The following is a 16365-nucleotide window of genomic DNA, read 5'->3' as shown; positions in this document are numbered from 1 at the left end:
GGCGGAGTCACTGATATGAATGCACCTTTTAGCTACTCTTCACCCACACTCAGCGTTGAGGCGTTAAAGCACTCTATCGCCTACAAGCTGATGTTTACCATCGGGAAAGATCCGGTCATCGCGAACAAACACGAGTGGCTGAACGCCACCCTGTTTGCCGTGCGTGACCGTTTAGTTGAACGCTGGCTGCGCTCCAACCGTGCCCAGCTCTCACAGGAAACGCGCCAGGTTTATTACCTGTCGATGGAATTTTTGATTGGCCGCACACTTTCCAATGCGCTGTTGTCGCTCGGTATTTATGACGACGTCAAAAACGCCCTGGAAGAGATGGGGTTAGATTTAGAAGAACTGATTGACGAAGAGAATGACCCGGGTCTCGGTAACGGTGGTCTGGGACGCCTTGCAGCCTGCTTCCTGGATTCGCTGGCGACGCTGGCGTTGCCGGGTCGTGGTTACGGCATTCGCTATGACTACGGCATGTTCAAACAGAACATCGTCGACGGACGTCAGAAAGAGTCGCCGGACTACTGGCTGGAGTATGGCAACCCCTGGGAGTTCAAACGCCATAACACGCGATACAAAGTGCGCTTCGGTGGACGTATCCAACAGGAAGGGAAAAAATCCCGCTGGGTGGAAACCGAAGAGATCCTGGCCGTGGCGTATGACCAGATCATCCCGGGCTACGACACTGACGCAACCAACACGCTGCGCCTGTGGAGCGCCCAGGCCAGTAGCGAAATTAACCTCGGTAAATTCAACCAGGGTGACTACTTCGCGGCGGTGGAAGATAAAAACCACTCCGAGAACGTGTCCCGTGTCCTTTACCCGGATGACTCAACCTACTCCGGGCGTGAGCTGCGTCTGCGCCAGGAGTATTTCCTGGTGTCCTCGACGATTCAGGATATCCTGAGCCGTCACTACCAGCTGCACAAAACCTACGCCAACCTGGCGGAGAAAACCGCGATTCACCTCAACGACACCCACCCGGTGCTCTCCATTCCAGAACTGATGCGCCTGCTGATCGACGAACATAAGTTCAGCTGGGATGATGCGTTTGAAGTGACCTGTCAGGTGTTCTCATACACCAACCACACGCTGATGAGCGAAGCGCTGGAAACCTGGCCGGTGGATATGCTCGGCAAAATCCTGCCGCGCCATCTGCAGATCATCTTTGAGATTAACGATTACTTCCTTAAGACGTTGCAGGAGCAGTACCCGAACGATACCGGCCTGCTGAGTCGTACGTCGATCATTGATGAGTCGAACGGCCGCCGTGTGCGCATGGCCTGGCTGGCGGTGGTGATCAGCCACAAGGTTAACGGAGTGTCCGAGTTGCACTCAAACCTGATGGTGCAGTCGCTGTTTGCTGACTTCGCGAAGATCTTCCCGACACGTTTTTGCAATGTGACCAACGGCGTGACGCCACGACGCTGGCTGGCGCTGGCCAATCAGCCGCTCTCTGAGGTGCTGGATGAGAATATCGGTCGCACCTGGCGTACCGATTTGAGCCAACTGAGCGAGCTGGAACAGCACATTGATTTCCCGACGGTCAACAAAGCCGTGCGTGAAGCCAAGCTGCTGAACAAAAAGCGTTTGTCAGTATATCTTGCACTACACCTGAACGTAGTCGCCAACCCGAAAGCGCTGTTCGATGTGCAGATCAAGCGCATCCATGAGTACAAACGTCAGCTCATGAACGTGCTGCATGTGATCACCCATTACAACCGCATCAAGGCCGACCCTACGTCTGAGTGGGTGCCACGGGTGAAGATCTTTGCCGGCAAGGCGGCTTCCGCCTACTACATGGCCAAGCATATCATTCACCTCATCAATGATGTGGCGAAGGTAGTCAACCTGGATCCGGAAATTGGCGATAAGCTGAAGGTGGTGTTCATCCCGAACTACAGCGTCAGTCTGGCGCAGCTGATCATCCCGGCGGCGGATCTCTCTGAGCAGATTTCCACGGCAGGTACCGAAGCGTCCGGTACCAGTAACATGAAGTTTGCCCTTAACGGCGCGCTGACCATTGGTACGCTGGACGGGGCGAATGTCGAGATGCTGGAGCATGTCGGTGCAGATAACATCTTTATCTTCGGTAACACAACGGAAGAGGTCGAAGCGCTGCGTAAGCAGGGTTACTCGCCGCGTAAATATTACGAAGAGGATGAAGAGCTACGCCAGGTATTGACGCAAATCGCCACCGGCGTGTTTAGCCCTGACGAGCCAGGCCGCTATCGTGACCTGGTGGATTCGCTGATTAACTTTGGCGATCACTATCAGGTGCTGGCGGATTATCGCAGCTACGTGGATTGTCAGGATAAAGTGGACGAACTGTACCGGCAGCAGGAGAAATGGACCATTGCCGCGATGCACAACATCGCCAATATGGGGTATTTCTCGTCAGACAGGACCATCAAAGAGTATGCCGAGACGATCTGGCATATTGATCCGGTGAGGTTGTAAAAACAAAGCCGGGTGGCGGCTTCGCCTTACCCGGCCTACTTGATCCCGTAGGCCCGGTAAGCGTAGCGCCACCGGGCATTTTTTCACATCAAGACGCCAGCGACAGCTCACGCTTCCCCGCATTTTGCAGTAACCACTGCGCCACGCGAGACTGTTGCTCGGCATCCAGCCACATCCCTTCTTTAGTACGACGCCAGATGGCGTCATCCAGGCGGCGCACCCATTCGTGTTCAACCAGATAACGCAACTCGGCTTCGTACAGTTCATGGCCGAAATGTTCGCCCAGATCGGCAATCTCTTTGGCTTCACCCAGGATCCACTCCGTGTTGCTACCGTAAGTACGGGCATAATGGCGTGCCATCCCTTCGGTGATGAACGGATAGCGGCGACGCAGCTTCGCGGCATAATCATCGCGGTTATCCCCTATATCTCCGCCAGGCAGCACGGCACCTTTGGTCCATGCCGGGCCAATGCCTTTATAATACGGCACCAGTTTTTCCAGCGCGTGCTCGGCCAGCTTACGATAAGTGGTGAGTTTGCCGCCAAACACCGACAGCAGCGGTGCCTGCCCATCTACGTCGTGAATATCAAGCGTATAGTCGCGTGTGATGGCCTGCGGTGAATCCGATTCGTCATCGCACAGCGGACGCACGCCGGAGTAAGTCCAGACCACATCATTACGAGACAGCTGTTTCTTAAAGTGCGCGTTATACACTTTCAGCAGGTAGTTGACCTCGCTCTCGTCGATCTCAACGTTTTTCGGATCGCCTTTGTACTCCACGTCGGTAGTACCGATGATGGAAAACTCGTCCATCCACGGGATCACAAACACGATGCGCTTATCTTCGTTCTGCAGAATATAAGCCTGCTTCTGAGTATGTACGCGCGGCACCACAATATGGCTGCCTTTGATCAGGCGAATACCGTACGGCGAAGGCAGGTGCATGCCTTCGTCAAAGAACTGTTTCACCCACGGACCGGTGGCGTTGACGAGGCCGCGTGCTTTCCAGCTGAATTTCTCGCCGGTATCGATGTCTTCCGCGTCGACAATCCACAGACCGTTTTCACGACGAGCAGAGGTCGCGCGGGTGCGGGTTTTCACCTCGCCGCCTTTCTTCACCACCATCTGTGCGTTCGCCAGAACCAGACGTGCATCGTCTACCCAGCAATCGGAATATTCGAATCCGCGCACGATTTCAGGTTTAAGGACCGATTCTGAACCAAAACGCAAACCGTTCGAACCCGGCAGACTGGTGCGTTTACCCAGGTGATCGTACATAAACAGACCGATTCGGATCATCCAGGCCGGACGCAGATGCGGGCGATGGGGCAGACGGAAACGCATCGGAATCGCCAGATGCGGTGCCATTTTCAACAATACTTCACGTTCAGCCAGCGCTTCGCTGACCAGGCGGAATTCGTAGTGTTCCAGGTAGCGCAGGCCACCGTGAATCAGTTTGGAGCTGGCGGACGACGTCGCGCAGGCGAGATCGTTAGCTTCCAGCATCAGTACGGATAATCCGCGTCCTGCGGCATCGACCGCAATACCGGCACCGTTGATGCCACCGCCTATCACAATCAGATCTTTGGTTTCCATAACACCCTCATGCACTTTCGTTAAAGCTCAAAAATGTTCGATATCGCTCATAATAGCAAAGGAACGCGCTTTTGGTAACATCAAAAAAACAATTTAGAGTGATATGGATAACATAATGGCGTTTACCTGCCGCCAGGACGTACACTACGGGGTAAAATAGTGCCGTTGACCAATGTAAAGAGAACACCATGGATCAGTTTGAATGTATTAACGTAGAAGAAGCCCATCAGAAAATGCACCAGGGAACGGCGGTGCTGGTGGACATCCGCGATCCGCAGAGTTTTGCGATGGGCCACACGCCGGGCGCGTTCCACCTTACCAACGACACGCTGGGCGCGTTTATGCGCGATAACGACTTCGACACACCGGTGATGGTCATGTGCTACCACGGCAACAGCAGTAAAGGTGCGGCGCAGTACCTGCTTCAGCAGGGTTATGATGCGGTATACAGCGTCGACGGCGGATTCGATGCCTGGCATCGCCATTTCCCGGCAGAAGTTGAGTACGCGTTTGAGCGCTGATCCCGCTATACTGTCCCCTTTTGTGTGGAAATAAGCGACCGCTACCCATGTTGATGATCACCTCTTTTACCAACCCGCGTGTCGCCCAGGCGTTTGTCGACTACATGGCGACGCAGGGTGTTATTCTGACCATCCAGCAACATACTCAGACCGATGTCTGGCTGGCCGACGAGAGCCAGGCAGGGCGGGTAAACGAGGAGCTGGCGCGTTTTCTTGAGAACCCCGGCGACCCGCGCTATCTGGCTGCCAGCTGGCAATCTGGCCAGACGGGCAGTGGATTGCATTATCGTCGTTTTCCTTTCTTTGCCACCGTGCGTGAACGTGCAGGGCCGTTTACGCTACTGCTGATGGCGGCCTGTATTGTCGTCTTTATCATTATGAACGTGGTGGGTGACCAGAGCGTGATGATCGCTCTGGCGTGGCCGTACGACCCCTCTCTGGAGTTTGATGTCTGGCGCTACTTTACCCACGCGCTGATGCACTTCTCGGTGATGCACATCCTCTTTAACCTGCTGTGGTGGTGGTATCTCGGCGGTATCGTTGAGAAGCGGCTCGGCAGCGGCAAGCTGATCGTTATCACCATTATTAGCGCCCTGCTGAGCGGCTATGTGCAGCATAAATTCAGCGGTCCGTGGTTCGGTGGGCTGTCTGGCGTGGTATACGCCCTGATGGGCTACGTCTGGCTTCGCGGGGAACGCGACCCGGAAAGCGGCATCTATTTGCAACGCGGACTCATAACCTTTGCGTTAATATGGCTAATTGCCGGATGGTTTGATCTGTTTGGTATGTCTATCGCCAATGGTGCACACGTCACTGGCCTGGTTGTCGGGTTGGCAATGGCCTTTGCCGATACGCTCCATGCGCGAAAACGAACATAATTCTCAGGGATAATTGATGAAACAAACACAACGTCATGACGCCATTATCGAACTGGTAAAAAAACAGGGATACGTCAGTACTGAAGAGCTGGTTGAGCAGTTTGCCGTCAGCCCGCAAACCATCCGTCGTGACCTGAACGATCTGGCCGATCAGAACCGTATTCTGCGCCACCACGGCGGGGCGGCGCTGCCGTCCAGCTCGGTCAACACCTCCTGGCACGATCGTAAAGCCACGCAGACGGCAGAGAAAGAACGCATTGCCCGTAAGGTCGCCAGCCAGATCCCTAACGGGGCGACGCTGTTTATTGATATCGGCACCACGCCGGAAGCGGTCGCCCATGCGCTGCTGGATCACGAGAACCTGCGCGTGGTCACCAACAACCTGAACGTCGCCAACACCCTGATGCAGAAAGACGATTTCCGCATTATTCTCGCGGGCGGCGAACTGCGAAGCCGCGACGGCGGGATTATCGGCGAAGCGACCCTCGACTTTATCTCTCAGTTCCGCCTCGATTTTGGCATTCTCGGGATCAGCGGCATCGACAGCGACGGCTCGCTGCTGGAGTTTGATTATCACGAGGTGCGTACCAAGCGCGCGATTATTGAAAACTCACGTCATGTGATGCTGGTGGTAGACCATTCGAAGTTTGGCCGTAATGCGATGGTAAACATGGGCAGCATCAGCATGGTGGATGCGGTCTATACCGACGTGATGCCGCCGGCGGGCGTGATGCAGGTGATTAAAGATAATAATTTGCAGCTGGAATTGTGCTAGGAATTGTGTCGGGTGGCGCTGCGCTTACCCGACCTACAAAACTCCGTAGGCCCGTGCAAGCGTAGCGCCGCCGGGCAATGAATTACACTCCGTACCCCATCATCTTCAACAATCGCTGCGCATGCTGCACCGCATCCTGACGGTGCGCCACGCCCAGCTTTTGATACAGGTTGCGGATATGCGTTTTGATGGTGGTCGCAGCAACCGCCAGTTCACCCGCAATTTGTTCATTGCTGTAGCCGGAGTAGATCAGCCCCAGTACCTGCCATTCACGTTGAGTGAGCGGGCTGGTGCGGATAAGCTCCGGTACTTCCGGGTGGTTCAACAGACGTTCGACAAAGTTCTCATCGAAATGCGCAAACTTATGGCGATGGTGCTGGTTGATTTCACGCAGTATACGTTGAGCGCGATGCTGATCGAGTTCCGGCAGCGTATTAAGCTGAATCAACTGACGCAGCTGCTGCGCCATCACTTCACCTTCAATCACAAAGTGGCTGATAAACCCGGTGCGGTTCGCGAGTTGCAGCGCTTCCAGCAGTACACGCTGAGCATCATTTTTACGACCCGCCTGCCAGTAGAGCTGGTTCAGCAGCAGCAGGTTGCGGTTCAGATCGCTCATCAGACGCAGGCCGCGCGCGTTCTCGTTCAGCTCTTCCAGCACAATCTCCGCGGGCTCTAATTCACCGAGCAGGATCTGCGCGCGGGCAATGTTGCGCCACTGGCTCTGCAGGAAGTGGTTGTTAGCAAATTCCGGTTTTGGCGTCTGACGCAGCCAGTTGGCGGCGGATTTTTTATCGCCTGTCATTTGCCAGTAAATCACCCGAACCTTATCGGCGTTCGATACCCAGTCGCTATGATACTGACCGTTGCCCAGCAGGTTTTCGAGACGGTTAAGATGATTACGGGCGTTATCGAGATCGCCACGCGCCAGCGAACACTGCACCAGCAGCGCCAGACACTGCAACTGTTGCTGCGGCTGGAAGCCAGAAAGCACGTCCACACCCTGGCGGGCGCAACTTTCAGCTTCATCCAGCCGTGACCATGCCCACAGGAGCTGAGCGCGAATACGCAACAGGAACTCGTGCATCGGCAACTGTTCCAGATGCTGTTCCCGAATCAGCTGGAAGGCTTTTTCCTGATTTTCCCAGGCAGCCTGCAGGAACCCCTGAGCGAACAGAATTTCGCTTTGCTGGATCAGGCTCCACAACGCGTAGTGCCAGACATCATGGCGCCGTGCCATTTGTTCCGTTTGCTGCATCAGCGAAAGGGAGCGCGTCAGCTCGCCTTTGCAGTGCAGCACTTCACCGTGTACCGACGTGGCAACGATCCGGCTGTAGAAGTTGGCCAGCGGCAGTTCATCCAGTGCGACCATCGCCAGGCGTTCGGCTTCATCCGGGTCGCCGTCGTTAATCGCCACCTGGGCCCGCAGGGCGTTAAATTCACCGTGCAGGGGCGTGTCCATGTTGCTTTCCATCTCCTGCTCCGCACGTGCCAGCAGGGTATTCACTTCGCTATAGCGATGTTGGCTCTGCATCAGCCAGGCCTGCAGCAACACCAGACGCGGGTTCTCCAGCAGACTTTCCCACGGCAGCGCTTTGAGGGACTCTTCAAGCAACGTCAGCTCGCTGTGGTTGAACAAGCCCCACGCATGGTTGAGGAGAATATCACGCAGCATGTTGGCATCACCTGCGGCCAGCGCATGATGGATCGCCTCGCTCGGGAAGCCTTGTGCCATCCAGCTTTCGGCGGCAGCGCGATGAATTTCCGGCAGTTCAACCGCAAGCTCCCACTGGCAACGCTGGCGCAGGAAACTGCCAAACAGCGGATGGTAGCTGAACCATTCGCCGGGATCGTCCATACGCGTCAGGAACAGGCCCTGACGTTCAATTTCTTCAAGCTGTAGCTGGCCGTTTTCGCAGCCCGTCACGCGCACAATCAGCGCGTCGTTCATGGAACGCAGCAGGGAGCTTTTCAGCAGGAAGTTACGGGTAGACGGATCGACGCTGTCCAGCACCTCATCCACAAGATAATCAGAAAGATGGCTGGCATTGATCCCTGCCAGTCGACGCGCTGACTGATGCGCCGGGCTGTTGTTTTGCCGGGCAGAGAGGGCAATTAACTGCAGTGCAGTGGCCCAGCCTGCGACATCGTCACACATCCGGCTGCTTTCTGATGCCTCAATGGGGGAGGTCAGACGGCAGTCAAAGAACTGTTTCGCTTCCTGATGAGTAAAAGCCAGCTGCTGGCTGCCCACTTCCAGAAGTTGATCGCGCACGCGCAGGTTGGCAATACCCAACTGCGGCAGGTTGCGTGACAGTACCACCAGGGTCAGGTTTTCCGGTTGATGGCGCAGGAAGAAACGCATCGACTCATGAATTACCGGGTTAGTGATGAGATGGTAATCATCAATCACCACATACAGCGGGCGATGCCATTCGGCCAGTTCAATAAATAGCTGAGAGAAAAGGGAGGACAGGCTGGCGTACTGGCGCTTTTGCACCATCACTTCACTGGCGACGCAGTGTCCATTGGTGGCCTGTTGAATAGCGGCAATCAAATAGCTGGCAAAACGCTCTTGCTGGTTATCGCCCTCATCAAGGGAGTACCAGCCAAGATCGCTCTTACCTGCGGCCCATTGCGAAATGAGCGTTGTTTTTCCATAGCCTGCAGGGCTCGTAACCAGCGCCAGTCGGAAATTATGCGCGCCGGAAAGTTTAGCCAACAGGCGCTCGCGGACCACTGTATGGTCAAGGCGAACCGGGCGACTTAATTTAGACGGAATCAACATAGGTTTCACTTCACTGTGGGGAACGAGAGATTTTATTTTTTTGCGCTTCGTAATTAATACGATATAAGGTCGGCCAGAAAGAGAACTATTGCAAGTTATGTCTGGATTTGGTGGCTCTGAATTTGCACTCTGTCACAAAACATTCAGACAGATGACGGAACTTTCTGGAATGGGCTTTAACACCGCGTCAATGCTGGCTTGTATGGTTCTGGTACGGCTGCGCTGAAACTGGTTTCAGAAAGGGATAGTGACGTCAAATGTAATAAAGTTCGGGTAAAATTATAAGTGATTAACAATCTCCTTAGTTATTACCCGATTGCAGAAATATTATTCTACGTAAGTAATCATTTTAGAGGGGTTTAATTAACCCCCGAAACTGCATTTCATTTCTTTGACATTCTCCCCGGTTACTTTTTTATCTTCAGGGCACACTCGAACTATGCTCTGAGAGTGGCCTCGATCACATTTTTATGCTCATCCCCGCTACTCCTCCCTGTCTAATCCCCCACAGGAGGAGGAAGAGGTGAAATGAGCCAGGCACACTAGCGCCAACTTGTGTTTTCTTTCTAAAGGATGCCGATCCCCTATGTCACAGCCTACCTTCAACAAAGCTCAATTCCAGGCTGCCCTGACGCGTCAGTGGCAGCGTTTTGGCCTTCATGCGGCAAACGAAATGACGCCTCACCAGTGGTGGCAGGCGGTGAGTGGTGCGCTCGCGGAACAGCTGGATGCTCAGCCTTTGGCAAAGCCGGTGAAAAACCAGCGACACGTGAACTACATCTCGATGGAATTCCTGATTGGCCGTCTGACGGGCAACAACCTGCTGAACCTTGGCTGGTATCAGGACGTTGGTGATGTGCTCAAAGAGCATGACATTAATCTGACCGACCTGCTTGAAGAAGAGATTGACCCCGCGCTGGGTAACGGTGGGCTGGGGCGTCTGGCTGCCTGCTTCCTTGACTCCATGGCAACCGTCGGCCAGTCAGCAATTGGCTATGGTCTCAACTACCAGTACGGCCTGTTCCGTCAGTCATTTGCCGATGGTCATCAGATGGAAGCGCCGGACGACTGGCACCGCAATACTTACCCGTGGTTCCGCCATAACGCGCAACTGGATGTGCAGGTCGGGATTGGTGGGAAAGTCACGAAGGAGGGTCTCTGGGAACCGGCATTCACCATTACTGGCGAAGCCTGGGATCTGCCGGTGCTGGGTTACCGTAACGGCGTGGCGCAGCCTCTGCGTCTGTGGCAGGCGAAGCACGCGCATCCGTTCAACCTGACCAAATTCAACGATGGCGATTTCCTGCGTGCTGAACAGCAAGGCATCGACGCCGAAAAACTGACAAAAGTCCTCTACCCGAACGACAACCACCTGGCGGGTAAAAAACTGCGTCTGATGCAGCAGTACTTCCAGTGTGCCTGTTCCGTGGCGGATATCCTGCGTCGTCATCATCTGGCGGGCCGCAAGCTGGCGCAGCTGCCTGATTTCGAAGTGATTCAGCTCAACGACACACACCCGACGATCGCAATCCCTGAACTGCTGCGCGTGCTGATCGACGAGCATCAGCTGAGCTGGGATGACGCATGGGCCATCACCAGCCGCACATTCGCTTACACCAACCACACCCTGATGCCAGAAGCGCTGGAGTGCTGGGACGAGAAGCTGGTGAAAACACTGCTGCCGCGTCATATGCAGATCATCAACAAGATTAACGACAACTTTAAAGTGCTGGTGAAAAAGACCTGGCCTGGCGACAAAGAAGTCTGGGCGAAGCTGGCAGTGGTTCATGACAAACAGGTGCGCATGGCGAACATGTGCGTGGTGAGCGGCTTTGCCGTAAACGGTGTGGCAGCGCTGCACTCGGATCTGGTGGTAAAAGATCTGTTCCCGGAATATCACCAGCTGTGGCCGACTAAATTCCACAACGTGACCAACGGCATCACGCCGCGTCGCTGGATCAAGCAGTGCAACCCACTGCTGGCAGGGCTGCTGGACAAAACCCTGAAAAAAGAGTGGGCCAACGATCTGGACCAGCTCATCAACCTGGAAAAATACGCCGACGACGCGAAATTCCGCGAGCAGTACCGTGCGATCAAGCGGGAAAACAAAGTTCGCCTGGCAGCGTTTGTCAAAGCGCGTACCGGAATTGAGATCAACCCGAATGCCATTTTCGATATTCAGATCAAACGCCTGCATGAGTACAAACGTCAGCACCTGAACCTGCTGCACATTCTGGCGCTGTACAAAGAGATCCGCGAGAATCCGAAAGCCGATCGCGTTCCACGCGTGTTCCTGTTCGGTGCGAAAGCGGCGCCGGGCTACTACCTGGCGAAAAACATCATTCTGGCAATCAACAAAGTTGCTGAAGCCATCAACAACGATCCGAAAGTCGGCGACAAGCTGAAAGTGGTGTTCCTGCCGGATTACTGTGTCTCGGCGGCTGAAATGCTGATCCCGGCGGCAGATATCTCCGAGCAGATTTCTACGGCAGGTAAAGAAGCATCCGGTACCGGCAACATGAAGCTGGCGCTCAACGGCGCGCTGACGGTTGGCACACTGGACGGTGCAAACGTCGAAATCGCCGAGAAAGTGGGTGAAGAGAATATCTTTATCTTCGGTCATACCGTGGAAGAAGTGAAAGCCATCAAGGCCAAGGGCTACGACCCGGTGAAATGGCGTAAGAAAGATAAAGTGCTCGATGCGGTGCTGAAAGAGCTGGAAAGCGGTAAATACAGCGACGGCGACAAGCACGCGTTTGACCAGATGCTGCACAGCATGGACAAGCATGGCGGTGACCCGTATCTGGTGATGGCGGACTTCACAGCCTATGTCGACGCACAAAAACAGGTTGATGTTCTGTATCGCGACCAGGAAGCCTGGACCCGGGCGTGCATTCTGAATACCGCCCGCTGCGGTATGTTCAGCTCTGACCGCTCAATTCGTGATTATCAGGCCCGTATCTGGCAGGCAAAACGCTAAGGAAGCGCGATGGAGAGTAAACGTCTGGACAGCGCCGCGCAGGCGGCGGGGATCAGCCTCAGTTACATTAATGCTCACGGCAAACCGCAGTCTATTGGCGCCGACACCAAAAGACGTTTGCTGGATGCCATGCAAAAAACCGACGCGAAAGCGTCGGTTGCGCCAGTGCCGAATGTGAAGGTATTCACCGCAGGCAAAAAGATGCCTCTGGCGGTGGAGGGGCAGGGCGAGTTTAGCTGGCTGCTTACCACCGAAGAGGGGCATCAGCACAAAGGCCACGCCACCGGCGGCAAAATGCTAAACCTTCCGGCAAAACTGCCGGAGGGCTATCACACCTTAACGCTCACCCAGGACGACCAGCGGTACCCTTGCCGGGTGATTGTGGCACCAAAACGTTGCTATGAACCGCAGGCGTTGCTTGAAGGTAAAAAGCTGTGGGGTGCCTGCGTGCAGCTCTACACGTTGCGTTCCGACAGCAACTGGGGGATCGGCGATTTTGGCGACCTGAAAAAAATGCTGGCATCGGTGGGGGAGCGCGGCGGCGCATTTATTGGTCTTAACCCTATTCACGCGCTCTATCCGGCCAACCCGGAGAGCGCCAGCCCGTATAGCCCGTCGTCCCGTCGCTGGCTGAACGTCATCTATATCGACGTTAACGCGTTAGATGACTTCAAAAACAGCAAAGAAGCGCAGGCATGGTGGAAACTTCCGACCACCCAACAGATGCTGAAACAGGCTCGTGACGCGGAATGGGTTGATTACTCTACGGTTACCTCGCTGAAGATGGCGGCTTTACGCCTGGCGTGGAAAGGTTTTGCCCGGCGCGATGATGAGCAGATGGCGGCTTTTCGTCAGTTTGTTACCCAGGAGGGCGAAAGCCTTTACTGGCAGGCGGCATTTGACGCATTGCACGCATACCAGGTGAAAGAGGATGAAATGCGCTGGGGCTGGCCGGTATGGCCGCAAGCGTATCAATCTGTTGATACCCCGGAAGTGAAAGCGTTCTGTAAGAAGCATGCTGACGAGGTGGATTTCTACCTGTGGCTGCAGTGGCTGGCGTACAGCCAGTTTGCTGCCTGCTGGCAGGTAAGCCAGGGCTACAAGATGCCGATCGGCCTGTATCGTGACCTGGCCGTGGGTGTGGCTGAAGGCGGGGCGGAAACCTGGTGTGACCGTGAACTTTACTGCCTGAAAGCCTCTGTGGGGGCGCCACCGGATATCCTTGGCCCGCTCGGTCAGAACTGGGGCTTACCGCCGATGGATCCGCACGTGATGGCGGCGCGTGCTTACGAGCCGTTTATCGACCTGCTGCGCGCTAACATGCAGAACTGCGGGGCGCTGCGTATCGACCATGTGATGTCCGTGCTGCGTCTGTGGTGGATCCCATATGGTGAAACGGCGGACCACGGGGCGTATGTACAGTATCCGGTTGACGATCTGCTGTCGATCCTGGCGCTGGAAAGTAAGCGCCATCAGTGCATGGTGATCGGTGAAGATCTGGGTACTGTCCCAGTGGAGATTGTCAGTAAACTGCGTGATAGCGGTGTGTATTCCTATAAAGTGCTCTATTTTGAAAACGACCATGAGAAAACCTTCCGCGCGCCGAAAGCGTACCCTGAACAGTCAATGGCAGTCGCGACGACGCATGATCTTCCTACGCTGCGTGGCTATTGGGAAAGCGGTGATCTGACGCTCGGCAAAACGCTGGGGCTGTATCCTGATGAAGAGGTGTTACGCGGTCTGTATCAGGATCGCGAGCTGGCGAAACAGGGCTTGCTGGATGCCTTGCATAAGCATGGCTGTCTGCCGAAACGTGCCGGGCATAAGGCGTCGCTGATGGCGATGACCCCGACGCTCAACCGTGGCTTGCAGCGCTATATTGCTGACAGCAACAGTGCCCTGCTGGGTCTGCAACCGGAAGACTGGATTGATATGGCCGGGCCGGTGAACATTCCGGGAACCAGCTATCAGTACAAGAACTGGCGTCGCAAGTTGTCCGTGAGTCTTGAGAAGATGTTTGCCGATGATGGGGTGAACAAGCTGATTAAGGATTTGGATAAGCGCAGAAGAGCAGTAGTGAAGAAGAAATAAAAAAGAACCCGCCAGTTGGCGGGTTCTTTTTTTACATCAGATAACCATATTCAACAGCAGAACCCCGACCAGACCGCACACTGAAATAATGGTTTCCAGCGCAGACCAGGACTTGATGGTTTCACCGATAGTCAGGTTGAAGTACTCCTTGAACAGCCAGAAGCCCGGATCGTTTACGTGAGAGAAAATCACGCTACCGGAACCGACTGCGATAACCATCAGCTCAGGGCTAACACCCGTCGTGGCAATCAGCGGCGCAACGATACCACCGGCGGTGATGGCGGCCACGGTCGCAGAACCGAGTGCAATACGCAGAACCGCGGCGATAGACCAGGCCATCAGGAGCGGTGACACGTTAGTTTCATGCATCATGGCCGCGATGTATTTATCCACGCCGCTGTCGACCAGTACCTGCTTGAACGCACCGCCACCGCCGATGATCAAGAGCATCATGGCAATGATTTTGATGGAGGAGGTCAGCGTGTCGTTGATCTGATCCATTGAACGACCACGGTTCAGACCAAAGGTGAACATCGCGATCAATACCGCAATCAGGGTTGCCATCACCGGGTCACCCAGGAACTCCGCAACGGACAGGAACGGGTGACCTTTCGGCAGGATCATCTCTGCCACGGCACGCATCGCCATCAGGATAACCGGCACCAGAGAGGTCCAGACGCTGACGCCAAAGCCAGGCATCTCTTCTTCGGTGAAGGTTTTTGCGCTGTATAGACCTTCCGGGATTGGCTTATCAATGCCTTTCAGGAAACGGGCATACACCGGGCCTGCCAGGATCACTGTTGGGATAGCGAGAATGGTGCCGAACAGCAGCGTTTTACCCATATCGGCGTGGAAGATGGTCGCGATAGCGGTTGGACCCGGGTGCGGTGGCAGGAAGCCATGCGTCACGGACAGCGCTGCGGCCATTGGTACACCGACATACAGCAGAGGGATGTTTGCCGCCGCCGCAATGGTGAACACCAGTGGCAGCATCAGCACAAAGCCCACTTCATAGAACAGCGCGAAACCGACGGTAAAACCGGTTAATACCACCGCCCACTGGATGTTCTTCTTACCAAATTTGGCAATGAGCGTGGTGGCAATACGTTGAGCACCACCGCAGTCCGCCAGCATTTTGCCGAGCATGGCACCGAAGCCCATGATCAACGCCAGGCTGCCGAGCGTCCCGCCGACACCGGCTTTAATGGAGCTGATGACTTTCACCAGCGGCATCCCTTGCATCAGACCGACTGCAAGTGCCACCAGAACCAGAGCGATAAATCCGTTCATTTTGAAACGGATCATCAAGAGCAGTAATAACACAACACCGATAGCAACGATGACTAATGGCATGATTTACCTGGCCTTTGAATTGTTATGGGTAACGTCATTGTTTCAACGACAAATTCCGATTGTCCCAACTGGGAACAGAGTGATTACGGCACTAGTACTGATACCTTGGAAACCAATAAGTTTAGTCGGCTGTTATGAGAGTGCTTAGTGCCCACGAGAATGATACGGGTAACATGATGTGATTGAGAATCACCCTGGGAGGCTAAATTTGAATTATGAGACGCAGGTCAACATATGGAGGGAATGAAGGGGAGAAGCGAAGCCCGGTAAGCGCAGCGCCACCGGGCGATACAGACGGGCACTGAATCAGTAGTAAGAGTGCTCGCCGCGCTGGTGTTCGGTCAGATCACGCACGCCTTTCAGTTCCGGGAATTCGTTCAGCAGCTGCTTTTCAATCCCTTCTTTCAGGGTCACATCGACCATGGAACACCCGTTACAGCCGCCGCCAAACTGCAGAATGGCGAAGCCTTCGTCGGTGATTTCCATCAGGGAAACACGACCACCGTGGCCCGCCAGCTGTGGGTTGATTTGGGACTGCAGAAGATACTCTACGCGCTCCATCAGCGGCGCATCGTCTGCCACTTTACGCATTTTCGCGTTCGGCGCTTTCAGAGTCAGCTGAGAACCCAGCTGGTCGGTGACGAAGTCGATCTCCGCATCTTCAAGATACGGTGCGCTCAGCTCATCAACGTAGGCGGTGAGCTGTTCAAATTTAAGGGCTGTGTCAGTTGCTTCTACCGCATCCGGCGGACAATAAGAGACACCACATTCTGCATTCGGAGTGCCTGGATTGATCACAAACACGCGGATCTGCGTCCCTTCTTCCTGATTTGCCAGCAGTTTGGCAAAGTGCGCTTGTGCAGAATCGGAAATACGGATCATAGCTTTGGCCTAATAGTTGACTAAATTACCTGGGTAT

General features: G+C 54.8%; 10 protein-coding genes. 6 read left to right on the top strand and 4 right to left on the bottom strand.

Annotation, left to right across the window (positions count from 1 at the left end; all coding sequences use genetic code 11):
- Positions 1-15 precede the first annotated feature (15 nt).
- Positions 16-2463 (top strand): glycogen phosphorylase, encoded by a 2448-nt coding sequence (glgP, locus tag ACJ9Y9_RS22385; RefSeq protein WP_028018041.1) that lies wholly within the window; start codon positions 16-18, stop codon positions 2461-2463.
- 88 nt (positions 2464-2551) lie between these two features.
- On the opposite strand, the gene glpD is transcribed toward glgP, so the two are convergent.
- Positions 2552-4060 (bottom strand): glycerol-3-phosphate dehydrogenase, encoded by a 1509-nt coding sequence (gene glpD / locus ACJ9Y9_RS22380; protein WP_028018040.1) that lies wholly within the window; start codon positions 4058-4060, stop codon positions 2552-2554.
- Positions 4061-4248: 188 nt separating this feature from the next.
- Here glpD and glpE point away from each other — a divergent pair, with 188 nt between their 5' ends.
- Genes glpE through ACJ9Y9_RS22365 form a run of 3 tightly spaced genes read left to right on the top strand, consistent with a single transcriptional unit; the run spans position 4249 to position 6234 of the window.
- Complete coding sequence (gene glpE / locus ACJ9Y9_RS22375; protein ID WP_014885552.1) at positions 4249-4581, top strand: thiosulfate sulfurtransferase GlpE; 333 nt, start codon at positions 4249-4251, stop codon at positions 4579-4581.
- 47 nt (positions 4582-4628) lie between these two features.
- Entirely contained in the window at positions 4629-5459 is an 831-nt protein-coding gene (gene glpG, locus ACJ9Y9_RS22370) for a rhomboid family intramembrane serine protease GlpG (protein ID WP_028018039.1), read from the top strand.
- A 16-nt stretch (positions 5460-5475) separates the two neighbouring features.
- The gene (locus ACJ9Y9_RS22365; protein WP_008503060.1) at positions 5476-6234 is read left to right on the top strand and encodes a DeoR/GlpR family transcriptional regulator; all 759 of its coding nucleotides are present in this window, start codon (positions 5476-5478) and stop codon (positions 6232-6234) included.
- Between the two features lie 82 nt (positions 6235-6316).
- Here ACJ9Y9_RS22365 and malT read toward each other — a convergent pair whose 3' ends face one another.
- Positions 6317-9022 (bottom strand): HTH-type transcriptional regulator MalT, encoded by a 2706-nt coding sequence (gene malT / locus ACJ9Y9_RS22360; protein WP_028018038.1) that lies wholly within the window; start codon positions 9020-9022, stop codon positions 6317-6319.
- Positions 9023-9608: 586 nt separating this feature from the next.
- Between malT and malP the strand changes: the two genes are divergently transcribed.
- The gene (gene malP / locus ACJ9Y9_RS22355) at positions 9609-12002 is read left to right on the top strand and encodes a maltodextrin phosphorylase (RefSeq protein WP_028018037.1); all 2394 of its coding nucleotides are present in this window, start codon (positions 9609-9611) and stop codon (positions 12000-12002) included.
- A gap of 9 nt (positions 12003-12011) precedes the next feature.
- The gene (gene malQ / locus ACJ9Y9_RS22350) at positions 12012-14093 is read left to right on the top strand and encodes a 4-alpha-glucanotransferase (RefSeq protein ID WP_028018036.1); all 2082 of its coding nucleotides are present in this window, start codon (positions 12012-12014) and stop codon (positions 14091-14093) included.
- A 36-nt stretch (positions 14094-14129) separates the two neighbouring features.
- Here malQ and gntT read toward each other — a convergent pair whose 3' ends face one another.
- Together gntT and nfuA are read right to left on the bottom strand one after the other, a co-directional pair.
- Positions 14130-15446 carry a gluconate transporter gene (gene gntT, locus ACJ9Y9_RS22345; protein ID WP_014171973.1) on the bottom strand — a complete coding sequence of 439 codons (1317 nt, stop codon included), beginning with the start codon at positions 15444-15446 and terminating at the stop codon, positions 14130-14132.
- Positions 15447-15752: 306 nt separating this feature from the next.
- Positions 15753-16328 carry a Fe-S biogenesis protein NfuA gene (gene nfuA / locus ACJ9Y9_RS22340; protein WP_028018035.1) on the bottom strand — a complete coding sequence of 192 codons (576 nt, stop codon included), beginning with the start codon at positions 16326-16328 and terminating at the stop codon, positions 15753-15755.
- Positions 16329-16365: the final 37 nt, after the last annotated feature.

The organism is Enterobacter sp. CPE_E1241 (assembly GCF_045618265.1).
GTDB classification, from domain to species: Bacteria; Pseudomonadota; Gammaproteobacteria; order Enterobacterales; family Enterobacteriaceae; genus Enterobacter; species Enterobacter adelaidei.
Note: the sequence above shows the minus strand (reverse complement) of the source record. Positions and strands in the feature narration are given on the sequence as shown.